Source organism: Streptomyces ochraceiscleroticus (assembly GCF_000720485.1).
GTDB classification, from domain to species: Bacteria; Actinomycetota; Actinomycetes; order Streptomycetales; family Streptomycetaceae; genus Streptomyces; species Streptomyces ochraceiscleroticus.
Genome location: NZ_JOAX01000008.1, coordinates 201,695 through 215,514, shown reverse-complemented (window position 1 = coordinate 215,514; position 13,820 = coordinate 201,695). Strand labels below are relative to the sequence as shown.

The 13,820-nt window shown below is 73.8% G+C and carries 12 protein-coding genes; 2 read left to right on the top strand and 10 right to left on the bottom strand.

The annotated features are described in order from the left end of the window. Positions 1-33: 33 nt before the first annotated feature. From IG84_RS0113120 to IG84_RS0113110, 3 genes are read right to left on the bottom strand one after another with little or no spacing between them, the layout of a single operon-like run. Positions 34-1,191: a bifunctional RNase H/acid phosphatase gene (locus IG84_RS0113120; RefSeq protein WP_031055340.1), complete on the bottom strand. Its 1,158-nt coding sequence runs from the start codon at positions 1,189-1,191 to the stop codon at positions 34-36. A 5-nt stretch (positions 1,192-1,196) separates the two neighbouring features. Beyond that, positions 1,197-1,940, bottom strand: a complete 744-nt coding sequence (locus tag IG84_RS0113115) for a zinc ribbon domain-containing protein (protein ID WP_211266459.1) — start codon at positions 1,938-1,940, stop codon at positions 1,197-1,199. After that, positions 1,937-2,794, bottom strand: coding sequence for a Nif3-like dinuclear metal center hexameric protein (locus IG84_RS0113110; protein WP_031055336.1), 858 nt, complete (start codon positions 2,792-2,794; stop codon positions 1,937-1,939). Before IG84_RS0113110 ends, IG84_RS0113115 begins: the two co-directional genes overlap by 4 nt. A gap of 260 nt (positions 2,795-3,054) precedes the next feature. Here IG84_RS0113110 and IG84_RS0113105 point away from each other — a divergent pair, with 260 nt between their 5' ends. Beyond that, a complete protein-coding gene (locus tag IG84_RS0113105; RefSeq protein WP_245659336.1) occupies positions 3,055-4,458 on the top strand; it encodes a hypothetical protein in 1,404 nt (467 codons plus the stop codon). Between the two features lie 149 nt (positions 4,459-4,607). Next, complete coding sequence (locus IG84_RS41570; RefSeq protein WP_169749873.1) at positions 4,608-4,775, top strand: hypothetical protein; 168 nt, start codon at positions 4,608-4,610, stop codon at positions 4,773-4,775. Positions 4,776-4,899: 124 nt separating this feature from the next. Here the strand turns inward: IG84_RS41570 and IG84_RS0113095 are convergent, their stop codons facing one another. The 7 genes from IG84_RS0113095 to IG84_RS0113065 form a co-directional block, all read right to left on the bottom strand. Beyond that, the gene (locus IG84_RS0113095) at positions 4,900-5,835 is read right to left on the bottom strand and encodes a 3-oxoacyl-ACP reductase (protein ID WP_031055330.1); all 936 of its coding nucleotides are present in this window, start codon (positions 5,833-5,835) and stop codon (positions 4,900-4,902) included. 42 nt (positions 5,836-5,877) lie between these two features. Further along, complete coding sequence (locus IG84_RS0113090) at positions 5,878-6,954, bottom strand: Zn-dependent alcohol dehydrogenase (protein WP_031055328.1); 1,077 nt, start codon at positions 6,952-6,954, stop codon at positions 5,878-5,880. A 14-nt stretch (positions 6,955-6,968) separates the two neighbouring features. Beyond that, a complete protein-coding gene (locus IG84_RS0113085; protein ID WP_031055327.1) occupies positions 6,969-7,859 on the bottom strand; it encodes a MaoC/PaaZ C-terminal domain-containing protein in 891 nt (296 codons plus the stop codon). Between the two features lie 476 nt (positions 7,860-8,335). Further along, positions 8,336-8,725, bottom strand: coding sequence for a glycine cleavage system protein GcvH (gcvH, locus tag IG84_RS0113080; RefSeq protein ID WP_031055323.1), 390 nt, complete (start codon positions 8,723-8,725; stop codon positions 8,336-8,338). Between the two features lie 140 nt (positions 8,726-8,865). Further along, on the bottom strand, positions 8,866-9,672 hold the full coding sequence (locus tag IG84_RS0113075) for an SDR family NAD(P)-dependent oxidoreductase (RefSeq protein WP_051861666.1): 807 nt from the start codon (positions 9,670-9,672) through the stop codon (positions 8,866-8,868). 232 nt (positions 9,673-9,904) lie between these two features. After that, complete coding sequence (locus IG84_RS0113070; protein WP_051861665.1) at positions 9,905-11,359, bottom strand: MFS transporter; 1,455 nt, start codon at positions 11,357-11,359, stop codon at positions 9,905-9,907. A 108-nt stretch (positions 11,360-11,467) separates the two neighbouring features. Continuing rightward, positions 11,468-13,663: an acyl-CoA dehydrogenase family protein gene (locus IG84_RS0113065; protein ID WP_031055315.1), complete on the bottom strand. Its 2,196-nt coding sequence runs from the start codon at positions 13,661-13,663 to the stop codon at positions 11,468-11,470. Positions 13,664-13,820: the final 157 nt, after the last annotated feature.

Below are 13,820 nucleotides of genomic sequence, written 5' to 3'. Positions count from 1 at the left end.
CGCAGTTCCCCGCGCCCCTGGCGGCTGCGCCGCCTACCGCAAGTGCGACGTGTCGTTCAGCAGTCGCAGTGACGCGTTGCCATCCGCGTAGTACGCAATCGCCGACAGCGACGCCGCGGAGAGCTCCATGCGGAACAGCGACTCCGGCGGTGCGCCGAGCGCGAGCCGGACCAGCGTCTTGACCGGCGTCACATGCGTGACGAGCAGGACCGTTTTCCCGGCGTACCGCGCCTGCAGCCGGTCCCGCGCCTGCGCGACCCGCCGCGCCACGGCCGCGAACGACTCGCCGCCGCCGGTCGGTTCGGCCTTGGCGGAGGCGAGCCAGGCGTTCAGGTCCTCCGGGTAGCGCTCGCGCACCTCGGAGAAGGTCAGACCCTCCCACGCACCGAAGTCCGTTTCGCGCAGGCCGTCCTCGATGCGGACGTCCAGGCCGAGCCGGGCCGCGATCACCTCGGCGGTCTCCCGGCAGCGGCGCAGCGGGGAGCTGACGATCGCCTGGACCGTGCCCCGTACGGCGAGCGCGGCGGCGGCCTCACGGGCCTGCAGGCGCCCCGCTTCGGAGAGTTCGGGATCCGAGCCGCCGCTCCCGGAGAACCGCTTCTCCGGGGTCAGTGCGGTCTCACCGTGCCGCAGCAGTACGAAGGTGGTCGGCGCCCCGAGGTCGGCGGGCGCGGCCCAGCCGGACGGCGGGGTGGCGGTGGCGGTCGCGGTCGCCCCGGAGGGCTCGCGCACCTCCGCCGCCAGCGCCGCGCGGGACGCGCCCGGCTCCCACTGGCGACCCGCCGCGCCCGCGTCCATCGCCTCGTTGGCGAGCCGGTCGGCGTGCTTGTTCTGCGCGCGCGGAATCCACTCGTACGTGACCCGGTCGGGCGGGAAGACCGCCTTGGCGGTGGCCGCGAGCGGCTGCATGTCCGGGTGCTTGATCTTCCAGCGCCCGGACATCTGCTCGACGACGAGCTTGGAGTCCATCCGGACTCTGATCTCCGCCTCCGGGTCGAGCGCGTGCGCGGCCCGCAGTCCGGCCACCAGACCCCGGTACTCGGCGACGTTGTTCGTGGCCGTACCGAGGTACTCGGCGGCCTCGGCCAGCGTCTCGCCGGTCTCGGAGTCGATGACAACGGCGCCGTACCCGGCGGGTCCGGGATTGCCCCGCGACCCGCCGTCCGCCTCGACGATGAACGTCCGCTGCATCGGGCTTACAGGCCCGAGTCCGGCGTGCGGACCAGGATGCGGCTGCAGTTCTCGCAGCGCACGACCTGGTCGGGCGCCGCGGCGCGCACGTCGTTCATTTCGGTGATGTCCAGCTCCAGGCGGCAGCCCTCGCAGCGGCGCTGGAAGAGCCGGGCCGCGCCGACGCCGCCCTGCTTCTCGCGCAGCCGGTCGTACAGCTTGAGCAGGTCGGCGGGGATGTCGGCGGCGGTGAGCTCGCGCTCCTTGGTGACCGTGCCGGCCTCGTCGTCGATCTCGGCGAAGGCGGCGTCCCGGCGGCTCACCGCGTCGGCGACCTTGGCCTGGATGGCCTCCACCCGCTCGGTCAGCTCGGTGACGCGCTCCTGCGCGGACTCGCGGCGCTCCATGACCTCCAGGACGACCTCTTCCAGGTCGCCCTGGCGCTTGGCGAGCGAGGCGATCTCGCGCTGGAGGTTCTCCAGGTCCTTGGGCGAGGTGATCGCGCCGGAGTCCAGCCGCTGCTGGTCGCGGACGGCGCGCTGGCGCACCTGGTCCACGTCCTGCTCGGCCTTGGTCTGCTCGCGGGCGGTGTCGCTCTCCTCGGTCTGCGCGGCGACGAGCAGGTCGCGCTGCTGGATGAGGTCGGCCTCCAGGGTCTGGAGCTCGGCCAGCTCGGGGAGGTTGTTGCGCTTGTGCGCCAGCTGGGTGAGCCGGAGGTCCAGGGACTGGACGTTCAGAAGGCGGATCTGGTCTGCGGGCGCGGCGTTCAGTTGGGGGCTCCTGGTGAGTCGGGGGTCGGGGAGGACGCCGCGTGGGCGGTCCAGGGGTCGGTGACCGTACGGGAGACGTGCGTACGCAGGTCCCAGCCGTGCCGGTCGGAGATCTCGTCGAGCTGCGCGGCCGCCTGCTCGCACCACGGCCACTCGGTGGCCCAGTGCGCGGCGTCCAGCAGCCCGAGCGGGCTCTTCTGGGTGGCCTCGGAGGCCGGGTGGTGGCGCAGGTCGGCGGTGAGGAAAGCGTCCACGCCCGCCGCGCGCACGTCGTCGAAGAGGCTGTCGCCGGAGCCGCCGGACACCGCGACCGTACGGACGGTGCGGTCCGGGTCGCCGGCGGCGCGGATGCCCTGCGCGGTGGCCGGCAGCCGCTCGGCGGCGTACCGGGCGAACTCCGCGAGGGTCATCGGGTGGTCGAGCTCGCACACCCGGCCGAGGCCGCGGCGGCCCGCCGGGTCGCTCGCGTCCGGCACCAGGGGGCGCAGCACGCGCAGGTCGAGGGCGCCGGCAAGGGCGTCGGAGACGCCGGGATCGGCGGTGTCGGCGTTGGTGTGCGCGACGTGCAGGGCGATGTCGTTCTTGATCAGCGTGTGGACGACCTTGCCCTTGAAGGTGGACGCCGCGACCGTCGTCGTTCCGCGCAGGTAGAGCGGGTGGTGGGTGACGAGCAGGTCGGCGCCGATCTTCACGGCTTCGTCGACGATCTCCTGTACGGGGTCGACGGCGAAGAGCACGCGCTGTACGGGCGCTTCGGGGTCGCCGCAGACGGTGCCGACGGCGTCCCACGCCTCTGCCCGCTCGGCGGGCCACAGGGCGTCGAGGGCGGAGAGGACTTCAGACAGTGCGGGCACGGGTGGAAGGTTACCTCCCAGCCCCGGCGGAACGCCCAGCCGCGGTGGCCACGGAATACCGCGCACCTGCGGCGGGTGCCCGGCGGACCGCCGCCGGAGGCCGCGCGGACCCGGTACGGACCGACCCGGCTGCCACATCCGTCGCACCACTCGCAGGCGAATCGGACAACAGCCACTCATACGCGTGAAGTGGCCCATCACTCGTTGATCGACACGAAGTGCGAAAACTAGCTTCGGTCGTGACTGGAGGTGACCATTCCATGACTGCCTGTGCCATCGAAGGCGTTGGAACCGACGGGAACACCGAGGACGTCACGGAAACCGCCGCTGCCGGACCCCCGGAACTCCGGGGGCTCACCGGACTGCGGGAGCTCGCCGGACTGCCCCGCCGCCCCGCCGCGCTGACGCTCGCCGCCGACGGGTCGTACGCCGCGCGGCTCACCCAGGGGCCGGGCGGCGGCTGGTACCCCGAGCGCTGGACGCTGGACGGCTGCGAGCCGTACGCGGTGCCGCTCCCCGGCCGCCTCCCGGAGCGGCCGGACAGCGCGCTGCTGCCGCTCACCGACGGCCGGGTGCTGATCCTGCGCCGCGCGGAAGGCCACTGCACGGTCGCCCTCCTGTACCCCACGGGTCCGGGCACCGGTGAACTCCCGCTGGGCGCGGTGGAGACCGAGGAACTGACGCTGCTGCCGCCCGCCCCCTGCGGCACGACGGTCCATGCCCTCGCCCCCGTGGGCGGCGAGGGTGCGCGCCGGGCCACCGCGGTCTGGCTGCTGCACGGCGGGGCCGAGGGCCCGCGGCGAATCGCCCTGGTGCCGGGCCGCTGCACCGGCGGCGCCTGGCTGGACCGCGAAGGCCGGCTGCTGGCCCTGGACCGCGAACTGGACGGCCTCACCAAGACCGTCGTGGTCGACCTCGGCCGGGGCGGCGAGGTCAGCCCGCTGCTGCAGATCACGGAGCGGAGCAACGACCGGCTGCTGCTGGCCGACCCGGACAGCGGGCTGATCCTGCTGCGGTCGGACGCCCCCGGGTACGACCGGATGGGCTGGGGCGTACTGGGCAGCACGCTGCCGGTGCGGTTCCCCGAAGCGCTGCGCCCGGCGGACGCCGCGCTGACCCCCTTCGCCGTGCAGCCGGGACAGGCGCTGGCCCCGGAGAGCTGCGCGGTGGCCTTCCGGGTGGACGCGGCGGCCGGCACCTGGCTCGCCACGTGGCGGCCCGCGGCGAAACGGTTGGGCAGGCAGGCCGCCCCCGCGGGCTGGCTCGCCGGTACGGGCCGCTGGACACCGGACGGCGAACTCCGGCTGCCGTACACGACGCCGGCCACCCCCTGCGGCGTGGCACGGGTGACCGTCCCGAGGGACGCGGTGGACGCTGGCCCTACGGACGCCGCGCCACCGTCGTCCGCCCTCCTGGTACCGGTACCGGCACCGGCCCCCGCGTCGCATTCGCAACGCCTGACACGCCTTCCCTGGGACACCTCGTCCGCTTTGCCGCCGACTTCCGGAATCCGCACAACCCCCGCCGGGTATCCGAACGGCTGCACAACATCCGCACAACCGGACCCGGCCGCGGGGGAACCACGCGCGGACCGGGCGCATCCCCAACCGTGCAGGCCAGTACCCCTGCAGCAGGCGCCGCTGGCGGCCCGGGAGGCCCGGTAGAGCGAAAAAGTACGCCCCGTTAGAATTTGCAAGGGGCTACGCAGCCGGTTGACCCGGCCACCGACGGTGATGCCTGGGGGTGTCCCCGGCGGAGCCGGAGAGGTCCCGACGCGTACACCTGTAAGCGATCTGACGGAGTGACACTTTCCATGTCCGAAGCCCGAACCGACACGACCGAGGCGCGCCCGCAAGGGGCCTCCGCCCAGGCCGCCACGGCCGCAGGCTCCGGCAAGCACCGTGGCCCGGCAGCGAGCGAGGACGCGGCCGCGTCCAGCGCCGGGCGGCACCGCCGGCCCAAGAACTCCCGGGAAGCCTGAGCGACACCGGCCATCCCGAGTCGGCCGTGGCCGCCACGAGAGACGTCTCTCGTGGCGGCCACGGCCGTCGTGTATGCGGGGTGCGCATTCGGGGCGTGCGGGGCGCAGCCCTTCGCTGCGCGGCTCAGCTCTTCTTGAGGGCCAGGATCTCCGTCGCCGCGAAGTTCTCGTGCGGGGCGCGGCCCTCGAAGTACGGCGTGAGCGCCGCATCCAGTTCCTCGTACGTGAAGACGTCCTTGGCCGTGTCGAACTGCGCGGCCACCCGGGGCCGGTCGACGAGCGCGACCATGCCGCCGTGCACGACGAAGACCTGCCCGTTGACGCGTGCCGCCGCGGGCCCCGCGAGATAGCCCACCAGGGGCGACACATGCTCGGGCGCCAGCGCGTCCAGCTCGCCCTCGCCCGGTACCGCGAAGGCGCCGAAGACGTCCTCGGTCATACGGGTGCGGGCCCGCGGACAGATCGCGTTGGCGGTCACGCCGTACTTGCCCAGCGCCGCCGCCGTGGAGGTCGTCAGGCCCACGATGCCGCCCTTGGCCGCCGCGTAGTTCGGCTGGCCCGCGGAACCGGCGAGGAACGCCTCCGAGGACGTGTTGACGATCCGGCCGTACACGGGGGCGCCGGTCGCCTTGGACCGCTCGCGCCAGTGCGCGGCGGCGAAGCGCGTCGTGTTGAAGTGCCCCTTGAGGTGGACGCGGAGCACCGAGTCCCACTCGCCCTCGGTCATCGAGAAGACCATCCGGTCCCGCAGGATGCCCGCGTTGTTGACCAGGATGTCCAGCGCTCCGTAGGTGTCCACGGCCAGCTCCACCAGGCCGCGCGCCGTCTCGAAGTCGGCGACGTCCCCGAGGTGCGCCGTGGCCTGCCCGCCCGCGGCCCGGATCTCGGCGGCCACGGCCTCGGCGGGCGCCGCGGACGCCGTACCGGAGCCGTCCCGTCCGGGCTGCCCGTAGTCGTTGACGATCACGTTCGCGCCGAGGCGGGCCAGTTCGAGCGCCTCGGCCCGGCCCAGGCCGCGGCCGGCCCCGGTGACGACGGCCGTCCTACCGTGCAGAGCCATCCGCCCCTCCTGTCATCCGTACGCCTCCTGGTCGTCGTGGCTTCAGAGCTCGATACAGGTACGCAGCGAGGTGCCGGTCCGCATCTGGTCCAGCGCGTCGTTGATGCCGGCGAGCGGCACCCGGTGGGTGATGAGGTTCTCCAGGTCGATCCGCCCGGCCCGCCACAGGGCGATGGCTCGCTCGTAGGACCGCACGACGTCGCCGCCCCCGTACAGCGACGGCAGGATCCGCTTCTCGTCGAAGAACAGCTCGAACATGTTGACCTGGAAGAAGTCGTCCATCGCGCCCGCGCCGACGACGCACAGGGTGCCGCCGCGCCGCGTCGTCTCATAGGCGGTGCGGGCGGTGGCGGACTTGCCGACGACCTCGAAGACGTAGTCGAAGCCCTCGCCCGCGGTGATCCGCTGCTTGGCGTCGGCCAGCTCCCCGGGGGCCACCGCCTCCGTCGCCCCGAAGCGCAGCGCGGCCTCGCGCCGCGACTCCACGGGGTCCACGGCGACGATCTGCGCGGCGCCGCTCGCCCGCGCGCCCTGGATGGTGGAGATGCCGACCCCGCCGCACCCGATGACCGCGACCGACGAACCGGCCTCGACCTTCGCGGTGTTCAGGGCCGCGCCGAGCCCGGTGGTCACGCCGCATCCGATGAGCGCGGCGATGTCGTACGGCACGTCGTCCGGGATCGGCACCGCGCAGTGGGCGGCGACCACGACCTCCTCGGCGAAGGTGCCGGTGCCGGCGAACCCGAAGACGTCCCCGCCGGGGCGCCGGAAGTTGGGGGTGCCGGCGCTCATGAAGCCGGTCAGGCACAGGTGGGTCTGGCCGCGCCGGCAGGACGGACAGCTTCCGCAGGCGGGCAGCCAGCACATCAGCACCCGGTCGCCGGTGCTCAGCCCCGTGACGCCGTCCCCGACATCGAGGATCTCGCCCGCGCCCTCGTGCCCGGGGACGAACGGCGCGGGCTGCGGCAGCACACCGCTCATCGCGGAGAGGTCGGAGTGGCACAGTCCGGCGGCCCTGATCCGTATCCGTACCGTTCCCGGCCCGAACCCCACGGCCTCCACGTCGTCGAGGACGTCGAGCTTGTCCTGCCCTGTCTCGTGCTGTACGGCTGCGCGCATCTGTGGCTCCTCCTCTAGGGCGTGTCCTGGTTGTGCTCCACCACCGTGTCCGCCAGCACCGGTGCGTCCTCCCGGTCGGCGGCCGTCACCACGACCTGAATACGGTCCTGCGCGGTCTGCCACATCCGGATCCGCAGCGTCTCCCCCGGGAAGACCACCCCCGCGAACCGCGTCGCGTACGACCGGACGCGTGCCACGTCGCCGCCCAGCAGCGTGTCGACGACCGCCTTGAGCGTCACGCCGTACGAGCAGAGCCCGTGCAGGATCGGCTTGTCGAAGCCCGCGAGCTTGGCGAACTCGGGATCGGCGTGCAGCGGGTTCCAGTCGCCGGAGAGCCGGTACAGCAGCGCCTGGTCGGCCCGGATCAGCCGGGTCACCGTGCGGTCCGGCGCCCGTTCGGGCAGGTCCAGCCGGTTCGAAGGCCCGCGCTCGCCGCCCCAGCCGCCCTCGCCCCGGACGAAGATCTGGGTGTCGCTGGTCCAGAGCGGCCCGTCCGCGTCGGCGGTCTCCGAACGCAGCACGATGACCGCGGCCTTGCCCTTGTCGTGGACGGCGGGGATGGTCGCGGTCTGCCGGGCGGTGCCCTGCAGCGGGATCGGCCGGTGCAGGGTGATCTTCTGGGCGCCGTGCAGGACGGCCGCGAGGTCCACGTCGATGCCGGGGGCCGAGAGCCCGCCGACGACGGCCATGCCGGCGCCCGCGACGGTGGCGAAGCTGGGCAGCACGTGCAGCCTGCTCTCCAGGGTGTAGCGCAGCTCGTCGGGGTCGGTGGCGGCGCCGGGCCGCTCCTCGGTGGCCGCGCCCGCGCCGATGCCGAGGTGGTAGAGCTGGATGTCCTTGCGGTCCCAGGCGATGTCGGAGATACGCGGCTCGGCGGCGATGGCCTTGGCGGCGTCGATGGGCATGGGGCGGGGCTCCTTCGCCGTGCGGTGCGGGTGGCGGGTCGGGAGTCGGCAGGACCCCGGCCGGCCGTCCGCACCGTCGGCCGGCCGGGGTCGTCAGCGATCGGTGACGCGGCGGTGCGCGGCGCGGCCGGCACGGTCGCCGCTGTGCACTAGAACGCGTTCTACCGATGGGGCATGTATAGCCCATCCCGGGCAGACCCGGAAGACCCCTGACGGCCCGTCAGTTACATGGCGCAGCAAGCCCGGTCACCCCACCCATGACTGAGCATGACGACGACAACGGGGAAAATGGGGACGACGGGGCTGGCGGGGAGCGTGCGGGACGGGCGCGGCCCTGGGCACGCGCAACCGCATGGAGGCGGTACGGGCCGCGCGGCGCAACGGCTGGCTGTAGGAGCGGGCTCGCGGGGGCGCGGCAACGGCCGGTGGCGGCAGGAGCCGGGGCCGGTGGCCGTGCCGCCCGGGTGGCCGCTGGCTCAGTCGGACGTCCCCTCGCGGAGGTACTCCTCGTACTGCGCGGCGGTGAGCAGGGCGTTCGTGCTGCCGGAGACCTGGATCGTGAGGAGCCAGCCGTCGCCGTAGGGGTCGGTGTTGATCTGTTCCGGCTCTTCGGTGAGCGAGGCGTTGACCGTCAGCACGGTGCCGGCGACCGGCAGACAGACCTCGCTGACGGCCTTGACCGACTCCACGGAGCCGAAGGGTTCATCGGCATCGAACCGCTCGCCTTCTTTGGGCAGTTCGACATAGACGACGTCGCCGAGCTGCCGCTGGGCGTGGTCCGTGATGCCGATCGTGGCCCGGTCGCCGTCCAGGCGGAGCCACTCGTGGTCCTTGCTGTACGACAGGTCCTCGGGGAAGTTCGCCATGCGGATGACGGTGGCACCGCCGCGAGCGGGCCGACAAGGCGGAAACCGGGCTCCCCGACGCCATCGGCGGGCCTCAGGTACGGAGGTACGACGCGCACGTCGCACACGAGGGACGACGCTCAGGTACGGAGGTACGACACTCAAGTACGGAGATACGACGCGCCGTTGACGTCCAGTACCGTGCCCGAGCTCCACTGGGCCTCCGGGGAGGCCAGCCAGCGGACCGCCGCCGCGATCTCGGCCGGCTCGGCCACCCGGCCGAACGGGCTCTGCGCGCGGATCGCGGCGCCCTGTTCACCGGCCAGCCGGTGGCCGACCCGTTCGGTGTCGATGAAGCCGGGCGCCACGGATGCCACCGCGATGCCGTACTGCGCGAGCGCGACCGCGAGGGACTGGCCGAGTGCGTGCACCGCGGCCTTGGTCGCGCCGTACGCGGGGTGGTCCGGCTCGCCGCGGAAGGCGCCGCGCGAGCCGACGTTGACGATCCGTCCGCCGCCGCCCTGCGCGATCATGCGCTGGGCCGCGCCGTGGCTGAGGTGCGCGGTGCCGAGCAGGTTGACCGCGACGTGCTGCTGCCAGGCGTCGGTCCAGTCGGCGTAGGAGGTGGTGGCGGGCGGGTGCGGGGTGTTGACCGCGGCATTGTTGACCAGGACGTCGATGCCGCCGAGCGCCGCGTCGGCCGCGGCGATCAGGCCGGCGGCGCCCTGCGGGTCGGCGATGTCCGCGTGGAGCAGTACGTGGCCGTCGCCGGGCAGCGAGGCGAGGGTGTCCTCGGCGTCCGCCCGGCGCGTGCCGTAGTGCACGGCGACCCGGTCGCCGTTCGCCGCGAAGGCGTGCGCGAGGGCCCGGCCCAGGCCGCGCGAGGCGCCGCTGACCAGCACGCGGCGGCCGTCGGCGGGAAAGGCGGGAAACGGCGGAGGAACAGGGGCAGCAGCGGTGTCAGCCATGCCCGCATCCTGCCAGCCACACCCGCACCCTCTCGCGGCGAGCCGCCCCTCGACGGGCCAGGCAACGACAGGCCGGGCAACGACAGGTCCGCCAGCGCAGCCCCGGTAACGCGCGCCCGCCAGCGCAGGCCCGGTAGCGCACGCCCGCCAGCCGCTGGCCCGGCAGCCCCTGGCCCGTCAGCCGCTCGCCGAAGTGCGGTCGCACGCCGAGTGCCGCCACCGCCCCGGCCGTTCAGGCGGCGTGCGGAGCCTCGTCCTTCTCGCGCCCGGGCAAGGAGAACAGCATCAGCAGCACGCCCGCCAGCAGGACCACGGCGCCGACCCGGAAGGCGAGCGCGTAGCCGTCGGCGAGCGCCACCCGGCCGCTGCCCATGACCCCGGCCGCGACCGTGGAAAGGACCGACAGGCCGAGCGCGCCGCCCATCTGCCGCGAGGTGTTGATCAGGCCGGACACCAGCCCGGCATCGCCCGCAGCCGCGCCCGACGTGCAGATCGCGGCGATCGGGGTGGCCGACAGGCCCGCGCCGAGCGCCATCGTGACGCCCGGGCCCAGGATCGTGCCGAGGTACGTGCCGTGCGCGTCCATCGTGGACTGCCAGGCCATGCCGATGGCCGCGAGCAGCACACCCGCCACGGCCACGGTCTTCGCGCCGAGCCGGGGCAGGGCCATCAGCCGGGGCGCCGCCTTGGAGCCGATCACGATCGAGAGGGAGTGCGGGAGGAAGGAGAGGCCCGCCTGGAGGGCGGTGTAGCCGAGGACGTTCTGCGTGTAGAGCGAGAGGAAGTACCACATGGAGAACATGCCGGCGCCGACCACCACCATCGCCGAGGTCGTCGCCCACACCGACCGCGGCCGGAAGACACCCAGCGGCATCAGCGGCGCCGCGGAACGGGCCTCGACCGCCACGAACGCACCCAGCACGACGAGCCCGGCGAGCAGCGGCAGCAGCGCGCCCGCGGCGGTCCAGCCGCGCTCGCCGGTCTGCACGATGCCGTACGCGACGAGCGCGAGCCCGCCGGTGACCAGCAGCGCGCCGGGTATGTCCAGGCGGCGCCGCCCGTCCTGCCGGCTCTCGCTCAGACAGAGCGCGGCGCCGACCAGTACCAGCGCACCGATCGGCACGTTGATCAGCAGCACCCAGCGCCAGGACAGGAACTGCGTGAGCAGCCCGCCGACCAGGCCGCCCGCGGCGCCACCGCCCGCGCCGACCGCGGTCCAGGTGGCCACGGCACGGGTACGGGCCGGGCCCTGCGGAAAGGAGGTGGTGAGGATGGTGAGGGTGGCCGGGGCGAGCACGGCGGCGCCGACGCCCTGCACCGTACGGGCGGCGATGAGCTGCCAGGGCTCCTGGGCGAGCCCGCCGCCCAGACTGGCGGCGGTGAACAGCCCGAGCCCGATGAGGAAGACCCGCTTGCGTCCGAAGAGATCAGCGGCACGCCCGCCGAGCATCAGGAACCCGGCGAAGGTGATCACGTAAGCGTTGACCACCCACTGCAGCCCCAGCTCGCTCAGCCCGAGCGAGGCCCGCATCGACGGCATCGCGACGTTCACCACGGACACGTCGAGCACCACGAGGAACTGCCCCGCACAGACCGCAAGCATCACCGCCCAGGCGGGAGGCGCCTTGCGGGCGGTCGTTCCGGACGGCTGCTGATCGGTGGTCGTGAGCGGGGGCATGATGGCCATCGTGTCATCCGACAGGTGCCTCGGGCATCGGATTATCGGCCCAGCGGCCCCGGGCCGGAGGGCCTAGGACCGCCCGGCCACAGGTCCCCGCCGTCCTCGCCGTCAGGTTCAGATGAGGGGGCGCGGCTCGGGGTCCCTGGGGAGGCCGAGCAGCCGCTCCGCGACGACGTTGAGCTGTACCTGGGTGGTGCCGCCGGCGATGGTCAGGCAGCGGGACATCAGGAAGCCGTGCAGCGCCCGCTCCCCCGCACCCTCGGGCACCGCGCCCGCCGGGCCGAGGAGTTCGAGCGCCAGCTCGGCGACGGCCTGCTGGTGACGCGTCTGGACGAGCTTGCGGATACTGGCGCCCGCGCCCGGCTCCAGCCCGGAGACCTGCTGGAGGGTGGTGCGCAGCCCGATGCAGCCCAGCGCGTGTTCTTCGGCGGCCAGCGCGCCCACGCGGTCCTGCAGGGCCCCGTCCGCGTCCGCCGCACCGGCCCGCTCGATCAGCGCTTCGAGGCCGGTGTCGAAGGTCATCTGGTCGGCCATGTGGACGCGTTCGTTGCCGAGCGTGTGGCGGGCGACCTTCCAGCCGTTCCCGGGCTCGCCCACGACCGCGTCGGCGGGCAGCAGGACGTCGTCGAAGTACACCTCGTTGAAGAGGGCGTCCCCGGTGATCTCCTTCAGCGGCCGGACTTCGATGCCCGGTGTCTCCATGTCGACAAGGAAGAAGGTGAGGCCCTTGTGCTTGGGCGCGTCCGGGTCGGTACGGGCCAGCAGGATGCCGTACCGCGACCACTGCGCCGCCGACGTCCACACCTTCTGCCCGTTGATCCGCCAGCCGCCGTCCCCGGTCCGCTCGGCCCGGGTCCGCAGCGACGCCAGGTCGGACCCGGCCTCCGGCTCGGAGAAGAGCTGGCACCACAGCCGCTCGCCGCTCAGGGTGGTCGGCAGGTGGCGTTCCCGCTGTTCCGGGGTGCCGTACGTGATCAGTGAGGGCACCACCCAGGTCGCGATCCCCAGGTCGCTCACCTTCACCCCGGCGGCGCGCAGTTCCTCTTGTACGGCGAGCTGCTGGAGGGGCCCGGCGTCCAGTCCCCACGCCGCGGGGAGGTGTGGCGCGGCGTAGCCGGTGGGTGCGAGCGCCCGGCGCGCGGCGGCAGGGTCGAGCCCCTTGGCGTCGGCGATCGCCGTGCGGGCCGCGGCCCGGTACGGCTCCGCCTCGGCCGGCAGTTCCAGTCCCAGCTCGCGCCGGGCACCCGCCGCGCCGTACCGGGCCGCGCGCTGCCGGTGCCCGGCCGGGCCGCCCAGCAACTGCCGGGCCACGGTCGCCCGGCGCAGGTACAGGTGCGCGTCGTGCTCCCAGGTGAAGCCGATGCCGCCCAGTATCTGAATGCAGTCCTTGGCACAGGTGAACGCGGCCTCCAAGGCGGTCGCGGTGGCCAGCGCGGACACCAGGCCGCGCACCTCCGGCGCCTCGTCCATGGACCGGGCCGCGTCCCAGGCGAGCGCCCGCGCCTGTTCGAGCCGGACGAGCATTTCCGCGCACAGGTGCTTGACCGCCTGGAACTGTCCGATGGGCCGCCCGAACTGCTCGCGTACGGCGGCGTACTCGGCCGCGGTGTGCAGCGCCCAGGCGGCGGTGCCGCACGCCTCGGCCGCGAAGAGCGTCCCGGCCAGGTCCCGTACGAGCGCCGCGTCGACGGTGACCAGGCGGTCGGCGGGGACCAGCGCGCCGGACGCGGTGACCTCGGCGGCGGGGCGCGTCGGATCGGCGCCGCGCGGCACGCGGACCGTCAGCCCGGCCGTCCCGGCGTCGACGGCCAGCCAGACCGTGCCGGTGGCGGTCCCGGCGGCCAGCAAAAACAGATCGGCATCCCCGCCGCCGAGCACGGGCGGGGCCGTGCCGTCCAGGACGTACCCCTCGGCACCCTCGACCGCCGTCAATCCGCCGGCCTCCAGCGCGACGGCGGCGATGCGCTCGCCCGTGGCCACGGCCCGCACCAGGTCCGGCCGCCCACCGCGGTGCAGCAGCTCGGCGGCCAGGGCGCTGGGGAGGTACGGGCCCGGCAGCCCGGCGCGGCCCGTCTCCTCCAGGACGACAGCCAGGTCCAGCAGTTCGCCGCCGCCCCCGCCGTACTCCTCCGGAAGCTGCGGGCCGAGCAGGCCCTGGGCGGTCAGTTCGGGCCACCAGGCGGGCCGCCCGGCCGGTCCCGGCGCGGCGTCGAGCACCTTGCGCCGGTCCTCGGGCGGCACGGCGCGCGCCGCCCAGCCCCGTACCGCGTCCGCCAACTCCCGCTGCTCCCGCGTGATCCCGATCCCCATGCGGGGCATGGCTAGAACACGTTCCAACCTGACGGAAGGTCAGGTACGGCTCCAGCCCGGCCCGTTGTCCGCGCCGCTTGTCATCGCCTTGTCCGTGCCGCTTGCTGTCTCCGCTGGTCAGCGGCCGTTGTCAGTGCCGGTCCGTAGACTTCTTCGC